This window comes from Bernardetia sp. Wsw4-3y2, from assembly GCF_037126295.1.
In the GTDB taxonomy this organism is placed as follows: domain Bacteria; phylum Bacteroidota; class Bacteroidia; order Cytophagales; family Bernardetiaceae; genus Bernardetia.
The window spans coordinates 4,821,711-4,837,642 of the sequence record NZ_CP147017.1; the positions used below are offsets into that span (position 1 = coordinate 4,821,711).

Consider the following 15,932-nt stretch of genomic DNA (forward strand, 5'->3'; position numbering starts at 1 on the left):
AATTTACCACTTATCATTTACAACTATTTTTTAAAGTCTTGATTAATAAAATCTTCATTTTTTGGTGTCATAATTTTGATAAACTCATGTTTACTTGCAACGTGGCAATTATTACAAGAACGCAAAAGTAATTGATAACCTTCTACAAAAGAAGTTTTGTCTTCTGATTCAATGTTTTTTTCTAGTTTTTCTATATTTGGGAAAGCCATTGTTTTGACTAGTCCACTAATTTCTGTTCCTTCATCGATAACGTTATGGTCAATAATGTCTTCCATTGTTTCTTCTAGTTCGTGTGTATAAAACTGCGCTAATTTCCAATTTTCATTCTGTCCTGCAAAATGAAGTTTTTGCATATACGTTTGCATTCTAGCCATTGCAAGAGCAAGTTCATAATGTTCTTCTTCTGTTTCTTCTTTATCAGAAGTTGAGTTTATTGTTGATACATCTTGCTGTTTTGATTCCATTTTTTTTATATCATCTTGTAAAGAACTAATTCTAAACTGTTGAAATCCAAAAAAGACAATACATAAAGTAGCAAGAATAGCAAAGGAAATTTTCATAGTTGGTTAAATATAGATAGTGGGTTATTTTTTATTAAGTCACAAAAGTACGAATTTAGAATCATTCTTAATAAAATAATTTGAAAAATATAAATGTTCACTTTGTAATTGCATAAATGACTTAAAATTCATTAATTTACATTACTATTTTACTGACAAATTATTCTTGTTTGGATTTATTAATTCTAACTCTTGATAAAATTCAATTTTTTAATTTGTGGCACACTACAACTACTAACTTTCCTATTTTACTCTTTCAGATGAAAAAAAAATACTTTTTATTACTTATTCCATTTTTATTTATTTTTTTATTATCCTTTAATGTATCTGCACAAACCGATTCCCTTTCAGGAACTTATGTAGATGAAGAAGGTAAATATTATCAGCAAGCAGATTTACCTGTTTATCTTCATATTTCTACAAGCCCAAATGGAGAGAAAATCCCTTTATCTGGAAAAAAAGTAGGAGAAAAAGAAATTTCTGTTAAGCCTATTATTTTGGATGGACATGGAATTCATATCTTAAAACACAGTGATGGAAAAAATCCTAGAAATAGTTATGAATATATTATTTATGCTGATGGACTTCCACCAAATTCTACTTCAAAATTTGCAACTCCTTATGTATATCGCAAACAAGGAACTACTTTTTATGGACAAGATTTGAAGATTACATTGGATGTAAAAGACCAAATGTCGGGTGTAGAAGGTCTTTATTTTAATCTTGATGGATTAGGAAATCAGCCTTACACAAATACAATTTCAGTAGATTCGGAAGGTGACCATTTACTGCGTTATTTTTCATTAGATAAAGTAGGAAATGTAGAAAAAGAAAATACAAAAGAGTTTGTTGTTGATGTTTCTCCTCCTATAAGTACGTATAATGTTGTCGGAATTAACTCTGAAAATGTAATTTCATTAGGTACAAAAATTTATTTTACATTAGAAGATAATAGTGTTGGGGTAAAAAACACATTTTATCGTTTTGATGAACAAAGTTGGAAACCCTATTACAATAAAAGAAACTTACCCTTACAAGCTCTAAGTGATGGCAATCACACACTTCATTTTTATTCTACTGATTATCTAAAAAATGAAGAAACGGCACAAAGCTTTTCATTTTACTTAGACAGAACTGCACCTATTATGTCTGCTGATGTTTTAGGGGATAAATTTATTGTTGGTCAGCAAGTTTATTTTTCTGGTCGTACAAAACTAAAACTTACAGCAGTTGATAATAAATCAGGTGTAAAAGAAGTTTGGTATTCGATTGATGGTGGAGAGTGGACACAATATAACGACCCTTTTTACTTGCCATCCAAATCAGGAACCCATACTATTCGTTATTATGCTGTTGATAATACAGAAAATATAGGTGTTGAGGGAGCTATTGACCCACGTTTTGATACATATAGACATAATGTAAGTGCCGTTTATGTAGATTTGACAGGACCAAAATTAGGTTATAATTATCAAGGAAAAACTTTTCAAAAAGGCAATGTTCTTTATATTAGTCCAGAAACAAATTTAAAATTGACAGCTACTGATGGCGAATCTGGTTTGCAACGAGTAACTTATAAAATAAATGGACAAGGTGAAGAAATTGAGTATAATTCTCCTTTTAATGTTCGTGAATCAGGCTTCCAAAGTCTCGAAATTATTGGTTATGACAATGTAAATAATAGAAATACAATTAGCACTTCTTTTGCTGTCGATGGAGAAGCACCTACTGTTTTTTATCATTTTAGCACCTTGCCAGATGAAAGTAGAAATACAGCTTATCCTTCTTATGTACAGTTATTTTTGGGGGCGCAAGACGGACAGACCAATACTGAACAGATTTATTACCGTATAAATGGAAGTGGAAAACGTCTTTACAATGGAAAAATAAGTGGTTTTGCAAAAAACAAAAGCTATACAATTTTAGTAGAAGTAAAAGATAAATTAGGAAATATAGCTGAAGAAGAAATTATTTTTGAAACTTTAGAATATTAGAAAGTGATAGGCAGTTGTTTAACGTGAGTTTGAGATTAAAAATAGTCTATGTCTCGTCGGTAAAACACCAACAACAGCAATAAATAAAATAAGCCTTTACGAGTCATAAAGGCTTTTTTATTTATCTAATTTTTGGACAAAAAATGGTGTTACTCCATCTTGCTAAGTTTCAATACATTAGTTCTTTGTTTTTCATCAATTGGCATGCTGGCAGTATTGACAAACAAATCTCCTTTCTGAATATGTCCTTTTTCAAATAAAATCTCTTGAGTATCTTTAAAAGTCTGGTCTGTCGAAACAAATTTATCATAATAATAACCACGAACTCCCCAAACTAAATTGAGTGTCGTAAGCAAATTATTATTTGAAGTAAAAATAAAAATACCTGCTTTCGGACGATGACTAGCCAACTGAAATGCTGTATAACCTGATTGTGTCATCGAAATAAGAGCTTTTGCATGAACATTTTGAGCCAAGCGACAAGCCGTCGTGATTACACTTTTACTAGTATAATCTACCATGGAAGTAGGAATTGGATAATACTGATGATAAACCGATTCTACATTTACTTCAATAGAACTAATCGTTTTGACCATACTTTTGATTACCTCAACTGGATATTTTCCAACTGCTGTTTCTCCACTTAGCATGAGGGCATCTGCTCCATCCATAACTGCATTAGCTACATCATTTGTTTCTGCACGAGTAGGACGAGGATTTTCTATCATCGATTCCATCATCTGAGTAGCAATTATAACAGGTCTTGCAGCTTCATTACATTTTCTGACAATTCTTTTCTGAACTACTGGCACTTCTTCGGCATTTATTTCTACTCCCAAATCTCCACGAGCTACCATCAAAGCATCTGCTTCTTCAATAATACTATCAATATTGGCAACAGCTTCTGGACGTTCGATTTTGGCAATCGTTCTCATTTTGCTGTCATGCTTTGTAATTATTTCTTTCAAACGAATCATATCACTTGCATTACGAACAAAGGAAAGAGCTACCCACTCTACTTCATTTTCAATTCCAAACATCACATCTTTCAAATCTTTTTCTGTCATTGAAGGTGCAGAAACATTTGTATTGGGAAGATTGATTCCTTTTCTTGGCTTTAGAGTTCCTCCTACAATTACTTTTGCAATGACATCGTTTTGATCTTTATCCGAAACGACTAATTCTAACTTTCCGTCATCCATCAAAATAGGTTCTCCAATCTTTACATCTCTAACAAAGTCTTCATAAGCACAACTGATGCGCTCTTTTGTCCCCATAACTCCTTTATCAGTTGTGATACGGATTTTTTCTCCTTTTACGAGTTCTATTTGTCCTCCTTCAATATCTCCTACACGAATTTTAGGACCTTGCAAATCTTGGAGAATACAAACATTAAATTCAAATTTGTGATTGAGTTCTCTAATTATGTCTAATACCTTTTTGTGATCGTCATAAGAACCATGCGAAAAATTAAGACGAAAAACGTCTACTCCTGCTACCATAAGCTCTAAAAGCTGTTCACGAGTAGAAGAAGCTGGACCTACAGTTGCAATTACTTTTGTTTTGTTGAAGCTAAATTTCATATTTATTGTGAAGTCGGTTATGAATATGTATTTTTGTATAAACTTACAACATTCGTTGTTCAATTACGAATTACGAATTAAGAATTATGATATTTAACTTGAAATTCAATTTGAATTATTTTTTAATACTGCTTTTTTCTTGTTGAAAAACATTATTAGATTGTATGAGAAATTCTGAAAAGATATTGTTCCATACCTTATAGAACATAAAGAGTTTTTAAACAGAATCAGAAGTACATGACACAAAACTCAAATAGTAATTTGAAATTAACTGATAACTGCATGAATGTATATCCTCAAATTTTAGAAGCAGCACTTAAAGGACAAAAAATGTTAGCTGTCTTGATAGATCCTGACCGTATAGACCCTAAAAAAACGGCTCTTTTGGCTGCACAAGCTGCTCATTATGGAATTTCTTTTTTTATGGTTGGTGGAAGTCTTCTGACAGAAGGTGAAGTTTCTCAAACAGTCAAACTCATAAAATCACATGCTAGATTGCCTGTTGTTTTGTTTCCTGGTCATTATTTTCATCTTGCTCCTGAGGCTGATAGCCTATTTTTACTTTCTCTTATTTCAGGAAGAAATCCAGAATATTTGATAGGACAACACGTAGCAGCAGCTCCAAGACTGCGTAGAATGGATTTAGAAGTAATTCCGACAGGTTACATGCTTGTTTTATGTGATAATCTAACAACAGTTTCTTATGTCAGTCAGACTTTGCCAATTCCTTATGAGAAAGCAGAAGTAGCAGCCAATACAGCACTTGCAGGCGAGTATTTAGGAATGCGTTTGGCTTATTTGGATGGTGGAAGTGGAGCAGCAAAACCAATTTCTCCAAGAATGATTCGAACTGTAAAACAGAGTATAAATATTCCTTTAATTATTGGAGGAGGAATCAGAACCCCTGAAGCATTACATATGGCTTTTGCTGCTGGTGCTGATGTAGTTGTGGTAGGCACACGCTTAGAAGAAGAACCTGCTTTAATTGCTGATTTTGCAGCTGTTTTGCATCAATTTAATAAGAAAAAGGTATAATTGAATCAAAAAACTTCAAATTATAATTACTATTTGTAAAGTAAAAATTCTATAAAAGCTATAATCAAAAAACCTTTATTTCGAATTCGAAATAAAGGTTTTTTGATTTATAAAATTGCTAAAAAATAAGTTTAGATTCTAAATTTTTACCAAGCGAAGTGATTTAGTTCCTTCATTAGTAGAAATTCTGACAATATATGTTCCTGCTTTCAAGCGAAGATTAGAGAGTTCAAACTCTTCATTCTGTGTTCCTTCTTCTTTATTTCCTTGATAAAGTATAGAAATTTCTTCTCCCAAAACATTATACAAACGAATACTAACCTCAGAAGATTCTTTCAAAGAATAAACAACATGCAAACGAGAGTTCATCATCGGATTTGGAAACAAAGAACTAATTTCTTCTTCTTTTACAGAAATGTTTGAAATATTCACTTCTGCATCTCCTATCGAAGACCAATTATTTGCAGCATCTTTTACAAGTGATTTTATTTTTGCTGCTGGTCTTCCATTTACTCGTACATCATTCGAAGTGTGTGAGCCTACTGTAATTATTTGACTTGTATCACGAGATTTATAGACTTTCAAATCGTCAAAATCTACAGACGCATCATTGGTACGCAAAGAGATATAAGAACCAGAAGTAAGAGGACTAGAATCTATCCAATCCAAAATAGGATGACCATTTTTAAAAACTTCTATTTTGCCAGAATTGGTATTATAAGCAATTTTGTAATCTGCCCAGTTATTGTCTGTCGAAAGTGTAGCATCTATACGACTATAAAGTACATTATCTATCGTTTCATAGATATAAACCTTATTTGCATCAGTAGCAAACCAAATCAAATACGAATTTCCACGCTCTCTTAAAGTCTGAGAACTTGCCATAATATGTATTCCAAAACGACGATTTCCAGACATGTTATTTACTTTTGCAGCAAAATTATAGAGATAGACATTTCCTTGTGTCTGAGAAAGCTCCGTAGAAATAGATGTATTTGAATTCAAACTAGATTGTCTTAAACGTCCTTCTGAGGTTTCTCTCCAAGTACCTTCCCAGTCATCTAAGCCTTTTGTATAATCTGAATGAATAGATAAATTATCAAAATTATCATTAAAAAAACCTTTATTTTTATTACCTCTCCATTCAGATTCTACAGACTCCAAGACTTGATAAAAACGAGCAACTACACCCATATTATCTGTATCTGTAAAAACTGCTGTAAAATTATCAGTTGCACTATTTGGCACAGAAATACTTGTTGTTGGAGGAATTGTATCTCCTGTTGGAGGAGGAGGTGTGCCATCACAATCATTTTGAATCATTGAGTTTACATCGGTCCTTACTATTGGAAGAAGAGAATAAAGCGAATTACCTGGGCAAGAACTACATTCACCATCACGATGACCAGCAATATTTTTGATATTTCCACCTGTTGAGTGATGATAAGAAGAACCTAAAGGGTTAATAGTTTCTTTGTCTGCTTTCCAAGCCAATAATTTTTTCAAGCTCATCATGGCTTCATTAGTCGGATTTTGATTTTTGAAACTTCCTAATATACAAATACCTTGTGTATGTGCATTATATCCACAAAAATGCGCTCCAATTACGTCTTCAGGTCTTCCTTGATAAATTACTCCTGATTTGTGAATCAAATAATTATATCCAATATCTGACCAACCATTTGAGTTTTGATGCAGGTCTTGAATAGCTCTAACTGCTGCTGCACCATCACTCCAATCATATCCGTCAGCATGATGTACTATCAAATGAGTAACATTTGTATAAGAATAACTATTTTTTGGTGAATTTGCTCCCCAACTGCTACGAGAAACTATAGGAGGTTGAGAACAATCACCATCTTGAATATAATTTATGATGTCTTCTTGTGCCTTTTTGAGTGTTTTTTTTGGAGTTTCCCCTGGACTATAAAATGACACTTCTACATCTTTGATGCTTGCTGGTTCTTTATTTCCTGTCTTCCAAGAAATTTTATATTGTACAAAACGAGTTTCTTTTGGCAAAAAACTAGCTACGGAAGTGATTCGTTTTGCTTCTTTTTGATTTTCAATGTTTACATGTCCATCAAAAGTTGTTTGTTCCCAAGTATTCCATTTTTTACCATCAATAGAAGTCCTTTGTTCGATAGTCAAAAACTCATCATGCAAATTTTCACCTTTCCAAGTAGTATACGCAGAAATAAAAGGTGTTGGATTTTTAAGTTCAATTTTGATAGCTTTTGTGATAAAATTTCCTTTTTGTAGGATGTCTTTAAGTGTAAAACTTTTTTCACTTTCATCAAAAACTAGATTTTGATTTTCTAAAAGGCTCTCTGCGTTCGAAAGCAAAAAACTAACTTGCACCCTTCCCTCATGTGGAAAAGTATTTTTTTCAAAATTTTGAGTTGCAGTAGTATCTGTATTTTCTGAATCTTGTGTATTTTCTGAATCTTGTGCTACTAAATAAGTAGGACATACTAGTGAAACAAAAGATAGAATGAAAAATAAGGCTAACGAGAAAACAATTTTCTGCATCGGTTGGTGTATATTTTATAAGATAAAGGGATTGTTTGGGACTTTATACAAGAATATAATTAATATTATTAACCAAATTTTCATATAAATGATTTAATTATGAAACTGTGTGTTTTAAATTTCAGGACTATTATTCTTCATAAATAGTATAAATCCAATGTAGATGAATGATGTTGGTAAACACTTTGTATCCTTCAAAGATAAGTATTAATTATTGTGATATAAAAATATTAATTTGAACTTTTCAAACAAATTACTGTAAAACTGATGTAACAAATTTGTATTTAGGATTTATAGGGGAAAAATTGATTAACTATTTTTGACCTAAAAACATCTAATTAATAACGTTTTTTTTCTTTTTTAGTGTGCATAAAACTTCTCAAAAAAGTATTTTAATTTTTATTGAATGCTTCATATAGTTTAATTTTTAGGACAAAAAATTCTCTTCCTTAAAATTTGTTATTTAAGTTTGTATTAAACTTTCAATTTTAAGAGCAGATTTAACAAAAAAAATAGTAGCTTTGAATCAAATGGATTATCAATAAAAATTCATACAAACACACAATAAATTTTATATCATGGACAAAAACAATAAAAAAATTGCCTTAGTAACAGGCTCAACAGGTGGAATTGGAACAGCAATTTGCAAGAAACTACACGATGAAGGTTATACTGTTGTAGCGCATTATCGCAACAGAGAAAAAGCTGAAGAGTGGAATACAAAACTCAAAGATGATGGATATGATTTGCCTTTAGTAATGGCAGATGTTGCTGATTTTGATGAAGTAAAAAAGATGTTTGAAGACATTGAAAGTAGAGTTGGCACAGTAGATATTTTGATCAATAATGCTGGAATTACTCGTGATGGTTCATTTCGTAAAATGTCTTTTGAGCAATGGAATTCTGTAATTAATGCCGATTTGACAAGTGTTTTTAATTGTTGTCGTCATGCTATTAATCCAATGCTAGAAAATAGTTTTGGCAGAATTATCAATGTTTCTTCTGTGAATGGTCAGCGTGGACAATTTGGACAAGTAAATTATAGTGCAGCCAAAGCAGGCATGCACGGATTTACAAAAAGTTTGGCAATGGAAACGGCTCGTAAAGGAGTTACTATCAATACTGTTTCCCCTGGGTATATTGCTACTGATATGGTTATGGCTGTTCCAGAAGAAATTCGTAATCAAATTATTGCAGAGATTCCGATGGGAAGATTAGGAACGCCAGAAGAAATTGCAGAAATTATTGCTTATATCGTTTCGGATAAAGCAGGTTTTGTTACAGGCGCAAACTTTGCTATTAATGGTGGACAGCATGTTTATTAATGAATAATGAGAGTTAATATATCATTTGAATTATCAGAGTAACTAAAAAAAGACTTTCAAAATCTATTGTTTTGAAAGTCTTTTTTGTACTCAGTAAAGTTGTTTAAGAATAGAAAAAATTCCCAGTTTTTATTTTCTGTCTTGCTCACTTACCCAGTTATATTCAAAATCAATCATATCTTGCTCAGTAAATTTATAGACTTGTTTTAACTTATCGATAGCTGATTGAAGTTTTGGCAATTGATTAAAAGAATCTGTAACAAAAGTATAAGAAGTAGCATTTCCATTTGCAGGTACGTTCATATATTCCAAAATTTGGTCAATATCAGCATCACTTATTGATTTATCATTTTCAGAAATACCTTTCCATCCGTATACAAATCCAACAGCTTCACTATATGAGTGTAAGGCAGAAGCTCTATCTGCATCAGTAACATCTGTTTTATTGAGTTTCGAAATTGTTCCCAAGAGATAGTTTATAACAGTTGCCATGTTTGATTTTTCCCAGTTATAACGAAAATCTGAAAGAGCTTTATCACGGTCTTGATTATAATCTTGTCCTTTTTCGATAGCTGCTTTTGCTGTAATCAAATTGGTTTTGATAGAAGTATAAAGACCATTTCCATCATTTTTATCTCTACGAGCTGCATATTTTGCTGCAAAAATATCTTTATTTTCTGTTGCTGCATCACTATTTTTGAAAGAAGGATGCGCTCCGAAAATAGCCACCAAACGATCAATATCAGCAGCGTTAATTTCATTTCCTTTAATTATCGTAAGAGCATGATTATAAAGAGCTGCACCAAAAAGACCTTTCTCTACTACTTGTTCTATTTCTAGACCATTCTCATCAAATAAATAACCTCCATAAACACCACCTTCACCAATTGGTGCAGTAAGTGGGTCAAAAGTTCCACCACTTGCTTTTGCTAATTCAGGCAACCAATTGGTAACTTTATCAGAATAATAAGTTGTGGTAATGTCTTTCAAAGATGGATTTCCTTGACTAAAAGCTGCTAAAAGTTCAGTTTCATCTACTCGTGCGCCAGTTCTTCCAACTTGCATTTTAGAAGCTAATTCTGACAGATTTGTACGAATAGCTAATTCTGTACTTGCATTACTTTCATAAGCTGTACTCTCATAAGTTGTCGGTATTTCCAAACTAGGGAAAGTTACGTCTGTTGTTTCTTCTTCACAAGAAAAGAAAGAAAAAGAAAGAGCTAAAAGAAAAAATGAGTTTTTCCAGTTAAATTTCATATTGTGTTTTGTTTTAGTAATTTTTAACTACGTTTATTTAGACTTATTTTAAATAACGAATCAAAAGTACGGTACTATTTTCAAAATTACAAGTAGCAGTCTATTTTTTTCTAGTTTAATGGTTGTTAATAAGACACTCACAATGACAACAAAATAATATTTTCAGAAATTCATATAGTTATTATTGGTCGGATTTTTACCTTAAAAACTCTCAGATAACTACAAATAACACCTAAAAAAGCATTCTTAAAAGAAGTTAGATAGGAAAAACTAGAATATCATTTTTTTGCTTTCTGAATTTTATGTAGTTTTAGTGTTTATAATTTTTCTTGCAGTCATTATTGTACTCAGTACAGAAAAAATATCATAAATTTACTACGACTTATCCATAAAGAATGCGCCTAAACTTAGACAAGTTTTCCGAACTCCAACAACGCATCATTACAGGAATTTTGGGAGCAATCACAATTCTGACAGCGATTATGTGGAGCGAATGGACTTATTTTTCGCTTTTTTTCTTCATTAGTATGTTTGCGCTTTGGGAGTTTTACAAACTTTTAGGCTTAGACGGAAACTCACCTTTGCGTACTTTCGGTACACTAAATGGTCTTTTTCTATTTACATTATCCTTTCTGATAGAACGTTTTGCACTCAATCCAAATTATTATATTCTCTTGTTGGTAAGTCTTTCGGGAGCTTATTTTATCAAACTTTACAAAAAAGGAGAAACCAAACCTTTTCATAACATTGCCTTTACTTTTCTAGGAATTATTTATGTTGCTCTACCTTTTGCACTCTTAAATATTGCTGTTTTTAAAGACCAACAATATTATTATGAAATTATTTTAGGTTCTCTATTTATTCTTTGGGCAAACGATACAGGAGCTTATTTTTCTGGTAAAAACTTTGGCAAACGCAAGCTGTTTGTTCGTATTTCTCCTAAAAAGACATGGGAAGGAAGTATAGGAGGAGGAATTTTGGCTTTGATTGTCGGTACTACATGGGGATATTTCTTTCAAGAAACACTCGCTTTATGGCAATGGATAGGAATTTCACTCATTATCATCGTCGCAGGAACATACGGTGACCTTGTCGAATCTCTCTTTAAAAGAAGTATGAGTATAAAAGATTCTGGTTCTGTCTTACCAGGACATGGAGGTTTTTTAGACCGTTTTGATGGACTTTTAATTGCAGCTCCTTTTATTGTTGCTTTTTTAAGAGTTGTTCCAATTATTATTGAAGAATTTTTTGGAAAGTAATGATCTAATACTATTGCCCAATACCTACAAGTTACTCAGAAACTACCAGTAAGAGATATTTTTTGGTTGTTTGACAATTTTTGCAGATTTTATTCGAATTTTGAATATTGATGGTCGTCGGTGAGGACACCAACAGTGGCTATAACCTGCCGTTGTTGGTGTAAAACCTACAACATAGTACAAAAATTGTCAGAGAACCTATTTTTTTAAGCTCAAAAAAAGAAAAATGAATAAAAAATTCAAACACATCAAAGAATCTAAAGTGACTATTACACAATTAATGTTGCCTTCTCATTCCAATTTTAGTGGAAAAATTCATGGAGGGCATATTCTTAACTTGATGGATCAGATTGCATTTGCTTGTGCTTCCAAACATTCAGAAAACTATTGTGTAACAGCTTCTGTAAATAGAGTTGATTTTCTAAATCCTATAGAAGTAGGCGAATTAGTTACTTTAAAAGCATCAGTTAATTTTACAGGAAGAACCTCTATGGTGGTTGGTCTACGAATCATTTCTGAAAATGTTATTACTGGTATCACTAAACATTGTAATTCTTCTTATTTTACGATGGTTGCAAAAGATGAAGACGGGAAAAGCACACCTGTCCCCGGAATTATTCTGACCACAAAAGAGGAAATACGACGTTTTGCTAGAAGTATTACAAGACAACAAGAAGGCACAAACAGAACTTCAAGATTTAACAGTAAAGTTTTCAAAGTTGATGATTATCTGCATCTCTTTGAAAATAGTAATTCCAAAATTGAATTAAAAGAAAAGTAAAGAATAAGCCTTATCACGGTTTTTATTAAGGTAGTTCAGACATTTTGTCTGAACATAAAAAGCAGTATTTTATCCTAATACAACAGTCTGGAAGACTGTTATACAAAAATAACCGTGATAACCTTATAATAAGGGCACAATATACTCGTTCAAGCATTTTGCTTGGACGCTCTGTTTCGTCAGCATATGCTGACAGAATAGATAGACACAAGATAGAATCTTGCGCCAGAAAAAAGATTTATTACAAGAAAAATTATCTTTTTACTGTTTCAAATAACGTCTTTTATACTTGAAAACATCTGACTTTGTGGCAATACTTTCATTATGCAATCTATCGACTGCTGTAACTAGATACCTATATTTACAGTTTTTACGAACATTTGGGTCAATATAAAAACACTCTTTTTGACGCAAAATAGCTGCAATATTTTCAGGATTTTCGATGTCAATTTCTTTTCCATCCTCAAAGCGATAGACAATAAAATAAGTGGGCTGATCAAAAGGGTCAGAGGTTTCTTGTGCTTGCCAGTTCAGAACAGCTCCTTTTCTTGAACCTGAAATAGTCAGATTCATAGGAGGAGGAGGAGGAGTTTGGTCAATCCAAGTCAGTACAGGAGGCAATGCCTTGAAACGATAAAAATTAGCCTTTAAAGAATCCTGAACATGGGCAGGGTTATCTTGCAAAAAACGAGAACGGTAAAAAATACTTCCTGCTGCCATTCCTGTTCTCTCTCTCATTATTCTAATCTGTTCACTCATTTCAGAAGGATTATTCCATCTTTCATCATATTTATCATTTTGAATTTTATAGACAGCATGACCTATGTAAATATGTCTTCCAAAACTATTCTCTTGCCACCAATTGAGCATTCTTTGATAAGGAACAGCATTAGATTTTGTACTAAAATAAACTTGGGGAGCTAAATAATCTATCCAACCACGTTGCAACCAAAGACGAGTATCAGCATGCAAATCATCATAAGCCGAAATTCCTTTGGTATCTGAACCTATTTTGTCTTTGCTTTGATTACGCCACACAGCACACGGACTAATTCCAAACTTGATATAAGGTTTAATATTTTTGATAGCCAAAGCTGTTTCTTTGATGAATGTATTGATATTATCCCTTCGCCATTCTTCTATAGAAGAAAATTCTTTTCCATATTTCTCAAAAGTAGCTTTATCATCATAAATTCCTGCATCAGGATAAGGATAAAAATAATCATCCAAATGAACGCCATCAATATCGTAACGCATCACAACTTCAATAATAATCTCTCTTACAAATTCTCTTGCAGCAGGTTCGCCTGGATTAAAAACCAAACTATTTCCAGCTTGCATAAACCATTCAGGATGTAGCTTTGTAATATGATTAGCTGGTAAATCTATTTTTTGAGACAGACTCATAATAGCACGAAAGGGATTAAACCAAGCATGAAACTCCATTGATTTTTTATGGGTTTCCTCTATCATAAAAGCTAATGGATCATAAAAAGGCATTGGCATTTGACCAATTTTGCCTGTCAAAACAGATGACCAAGGCTCACGAACAGATGGATAAAGTGCATCTCCAGAAGGTCTCACTTGCACAATAAGTGCATTTAGATTATTTTGAGAATGAAGATTGACTAAACTAACAAACTCTTCTCGTTGAGCTTTTGAGTTGAGATTTGACTTGGAAGGAAAATCAATATTTCCGACACTAGCAATCCAAACAGCTCTAAATTCTCTTTTTGGAGAAGGATTTAGTAACAAATCTTGACAAAAAACAGTTTGATAAACAGATAAAAAAATGAATAAACATAAAGAGACAGATACTTTTTTTATAGAAATGGTTGAAATTTTCATTTTTTGGATAGAATTCAATAATTTAATAATACAGATTAAACTTCATTCAAAGGTATTACATTATTTTCAATTCTGTTTTTTTTGATTTACTCAATTTCTTTATTTCAAGTTAATTTATCACTAATTTACCTTTTTAAACCTAAAATTTTACAATTATGGAATACAAAAATCCACTTCAACTCATCGATAATCTTGTCGGACAAGCCAATGAATATTTAACCAATCAAATGGTTATTAGCCGTCCTGCTGTAAATGTTTCAGAAACTGAAAACTCTTATTGTGTTCAACTTGCAGCCCCTGGACTAAAAAAGGAAGATTTTGAAATAGACCTCTCTGAAGGAAACCTGACTATTTCTGCAAATAAAGGACATGAAACTACAGCTTCTACTGGAAAGAAATTTACTCGTAGAGAATATAGTTTTTCACAGTTTAAACGCACCTTTTCCCTTCCTTCTCACGTCAATACAGACAAAGTGGCAGCCAAATACGAAGATGGAATTTTGGAAATAATTTTGCCATTCATAAACAAAGAAACTCAAACAGAAATTCGCAAAGTAAAAATTGATTAGATTCAATTGCGAATGAGGAATTATGAATTACGATTTATATAAAAAAATTGTAATTCATAATTCTTTTTTCTAGTAAATTCATAAAATACAAATAAGCATTTATTTTTTGAATATTTTTTTATTACACTTTTTATTTGATTCGATAAAACAAGATAATTAATTATGGATTATTACAAAACATTAGAAATAAAAAAAACTGCAACAGCAGACGAAATAAAAAAAGCATTTCGTAAACTTGCTGTCAAATACCATCCAGACAAAAATACAGGCAATCCACAAGCAGAAACAAAATTTAAGGAAATAAATGAAGCCTATGAAACACTAAAAGACCCAGAAAAACGCAAAAAATATGACCAATTTGGTCAAGATTATCAAAAATATGAAGGTGCAGGTTCTGGTGGTGGACACTATGACTTTAGTGGAAACAGAAATGGAGGTGGATATGCACAATACGAAACTAATTTTGATGATGCCTTTGGACAAGGAGGCTTTAGTAGTTTTTTTGAGCAAATGTTTGGAGGAAAAACAGGTGCTAGTGGTTTTGGCTCAGCTGCTTCAGCAGGAAGAGATTTGGAAGCTGAAATGACAATTACATTGCAAGAAGCCTATTTCGGAACTACTCGCACAATCAGTGTAAACAAACAGCAACTTCGCATCAATATAAAAGCAGGAACAACAGACAATAAAAAACTAAGACTAAAAGGAAAAGGCGAAAAAGGCTCAAATGGACAAAGTGGCGACTTATATATTTATGTAAAAGTTGAAAAACATCCTACCTTTGAAAGAAAAGGAGATGATTTATACTGTAATGTAAAAGTAGATTTATATGCTGCTGTTTTAGGTGGAAAAGTACAAATACCAACTATTAAAGGAAGTCCTATAAATATTCCTATCCCCAAAGGCGCACAAAATGGACAGAAATTAAGACTCAAAAATTTAGGAATGCCTTTGTATGGAAAATCAGATAAATTTGGAGATATGTTTGTCAAACTTCGCATTGAAATTCCAACACAACTTAGTGATAAAGAAGAATCTTTATTTAAAGAACTTAGTAGATTGAATAATTAATAGGCATTCAGATATTAATTTTATATTTCAATGTAATTAAAGTGTGATAAAGCATTGTTTTTATTGGAGTTTTGAATAAGAGTGTGTATTTTGCAAAGATTTGTAATTGGTAAGTAATATT

At 32.0% G+C, this 15,932-nt stretch carries 12 protein-coding genes; 7 read left to right on the forward strand and 5 right to left on the reverse strand.

Annotated features, from left to right (window positions below; genetic code table 11):
* Positions 1 to 23 precede the first annotated feature (23 nt).
* Positions 24 to 560 (reverse strand): hypothetical protein, encoded by a 537-nt coding sequence (locus V9L05_RS20290; RefSeq protein ID WP_338813701.1) that lies wholly within the window; start codon positions 558 to 560, stop codon positions 24 to 26.
* 260 nt (positions 561 to 820) lie between these two features.
* Here V9L05_RS20290 and V9L05_RS20295 point away from each other — a divergent pair, with 260 nt between their 5' ends.
* Entirely contained in the window at positions 821 to 2,554 is a 1,734-nt protein-coding gene (locus V9L05_RS20295) for a hypothetical protein (RefSeq protein ID WP_338813702.1), read from the forward strand.
* Between the two features lie 149 nt (positions 2,555 to 2,703).
* Here V9L05_RS20295 and pyk read toward each other — a convergent pair whose 3' ends face one another.
* A complete protein-coding gene (gene pyk / locus V9L05_RS20300; protein WP_338791657.1) occupies positions 2,704 to 4,137 on the reverse strand; it encodes a pyruvate kinase in 1,434 nt (477 codons plus the stop codon).
* A gap of 237 nt (positions 4,138 to 4,374) precedes the next feature.
* Between pyk and V9L05_RS20305 the strand changes: the two genes are divergently transcribed.
* Positions 4,375 to 5,172 (forward strand): geranylgeranylglyceryl/heptaprenylglyceryl phosphate synthase, encoded by a 798-nt coding sequence (locus tag V9L05_RS20305; RefSeq protein ID WP_338813703.1) that lies wholly within the window; start codon positions 4,375 to 4,377, stop codon positions 5,170 to 5,172.
* Between the two features lie 138 nt (positions 5,173 to 5,310).
* Here V9L05_RS20305 and V9L05_RS20310 read toward each other — a convergent pair whose 3' ends face one another.
* Positions 5,311 to 7,704 carry an N-acetylmuramoyl-L-alanine amidase gene (locus V9L05_RS20310; RefSeq protein ID WP_338813704.1) on the reverse strand — a complete coding sequence of 798 codons (2,394 nt, stop codon included), beginning with the start codon at positions 7,702 to 7,704 and terminating at the stop codon, positions 5,311 to 5,313.
* 578 nt (positions 7,705 to 8,282) lie between these two features.
* On the opposite strand from V9L05_RS20310, the gene phbB reads away from it, so the two are divergent.
* Positions 8,283 to 9,029, forward strand: a complete 747-nt coding sequence (phbB, locus tag V9L05_RS20315) for an acetoacetyl-CoA reductase (protein ID WP_338791654.1) — start codon at positions 8,283 to 8,285, stop codon at positions 9,027 to 9,029.
* A gap of 129 nt (positions 9,030 to 9,158) precedes the next feature.
* On the opposite strand, the gene V9L05_RS20320 is transcribed toward phbB, so the two are convergent.
* Positions 9,159 to 10,286: a DUF4856 domain-containing protein gene (locus V9L05_RS20320; protein WP_338813705.1), complete on the reverse strand. Its 1,128-nt coding sequence runs from the start codon at positions 10,284 to 10,286 to the stop codon at positions 9,159 to 9,161.
* 395 nt (positions 10,287 to 10,681) lie between these two features.
* Between V9L05_RS20320 and V9L05_RS20325 the strand changes: the two genes are divergently transcribed.
* Together V9L05_RS20325 and V9L05_RS20330 are read left to right on the forward strand one after the other, a co-directional pair.
* Positions 10,682 to 11,545: a phosphatidate cytidylyltransferase gene (locus tag V9L05_RS20325; protein WP_338791652.1), complete on the forward strand. Its 864-nt coding sequence runs from the start codon at positions 10,682 to 10,684 to the stop codon at positions 11,543 to 11,545.
* A 226-nt stretch (positions 11,546 to 11,771) separates the two neighbouring features.
* Positions 11,772 to 12,326, forward strand: coding sequence for an acyl-CoA thioesterase (locus V9L05_RS20330; RefSeq protein WP_338791651.1), 555 nt, complete (start codon positions 11,772 to 11,774; stop codon positions 12,324 to 12,326).
* Between the two features lie 261 nt (positions 12,327 to 12,587).
* Here the strand turns inward: V9L05_RS20330 and V9L05_RS20335 are convergent, their stop codons facing one another.
* Complete coding sequence (locus V9L05_RS20335; protein ID WP_338813706.1) at positions 12,588 to 14,174, reverse strand: family 10 glycosylhydrolase; 1,587 nt, start codon at positions 14,172 to 14,174, stop codon at positions 12,588 to 12,590.
* Between the two features lie 155 nt (positions 14,175 to 14,329).
* Here V9L05_RS20335 and V9L05_RS20340 point away from each other — a divergent pair, with 155 nt between their 5' ends.
* Together V9L05_RS20340 and V9L05_RS20345 are read left to right on the forward strand one after the other, a co-directional pair.
* Positions 14,330 to 14,743: an Hsp20/alpha crystallin family protein gene (locus V9L05_RS20340; protein ID WP_338791649.1), complete on the forward strand. Its 414-nt coding sequence runs from the start codon at positions 14,330 to 14,332 to the stop codon at positions 14,741 to 14,743.
* 162 nt (positions 14,744 to 14,905) lie between these two features.
* Positions 14,906 to 15,811, forward strand: a complete 906-nt coding sequence (locus tag V9L05_RS20345) for a J domain-containing protein (protein WP_338791648.1) — start codon at positions 14,906 to 14,908, stop codon at positions 15,809 to 15,811.
* Positions 15,812 to 15,932 lie beyond the last annotated feature (121 nt).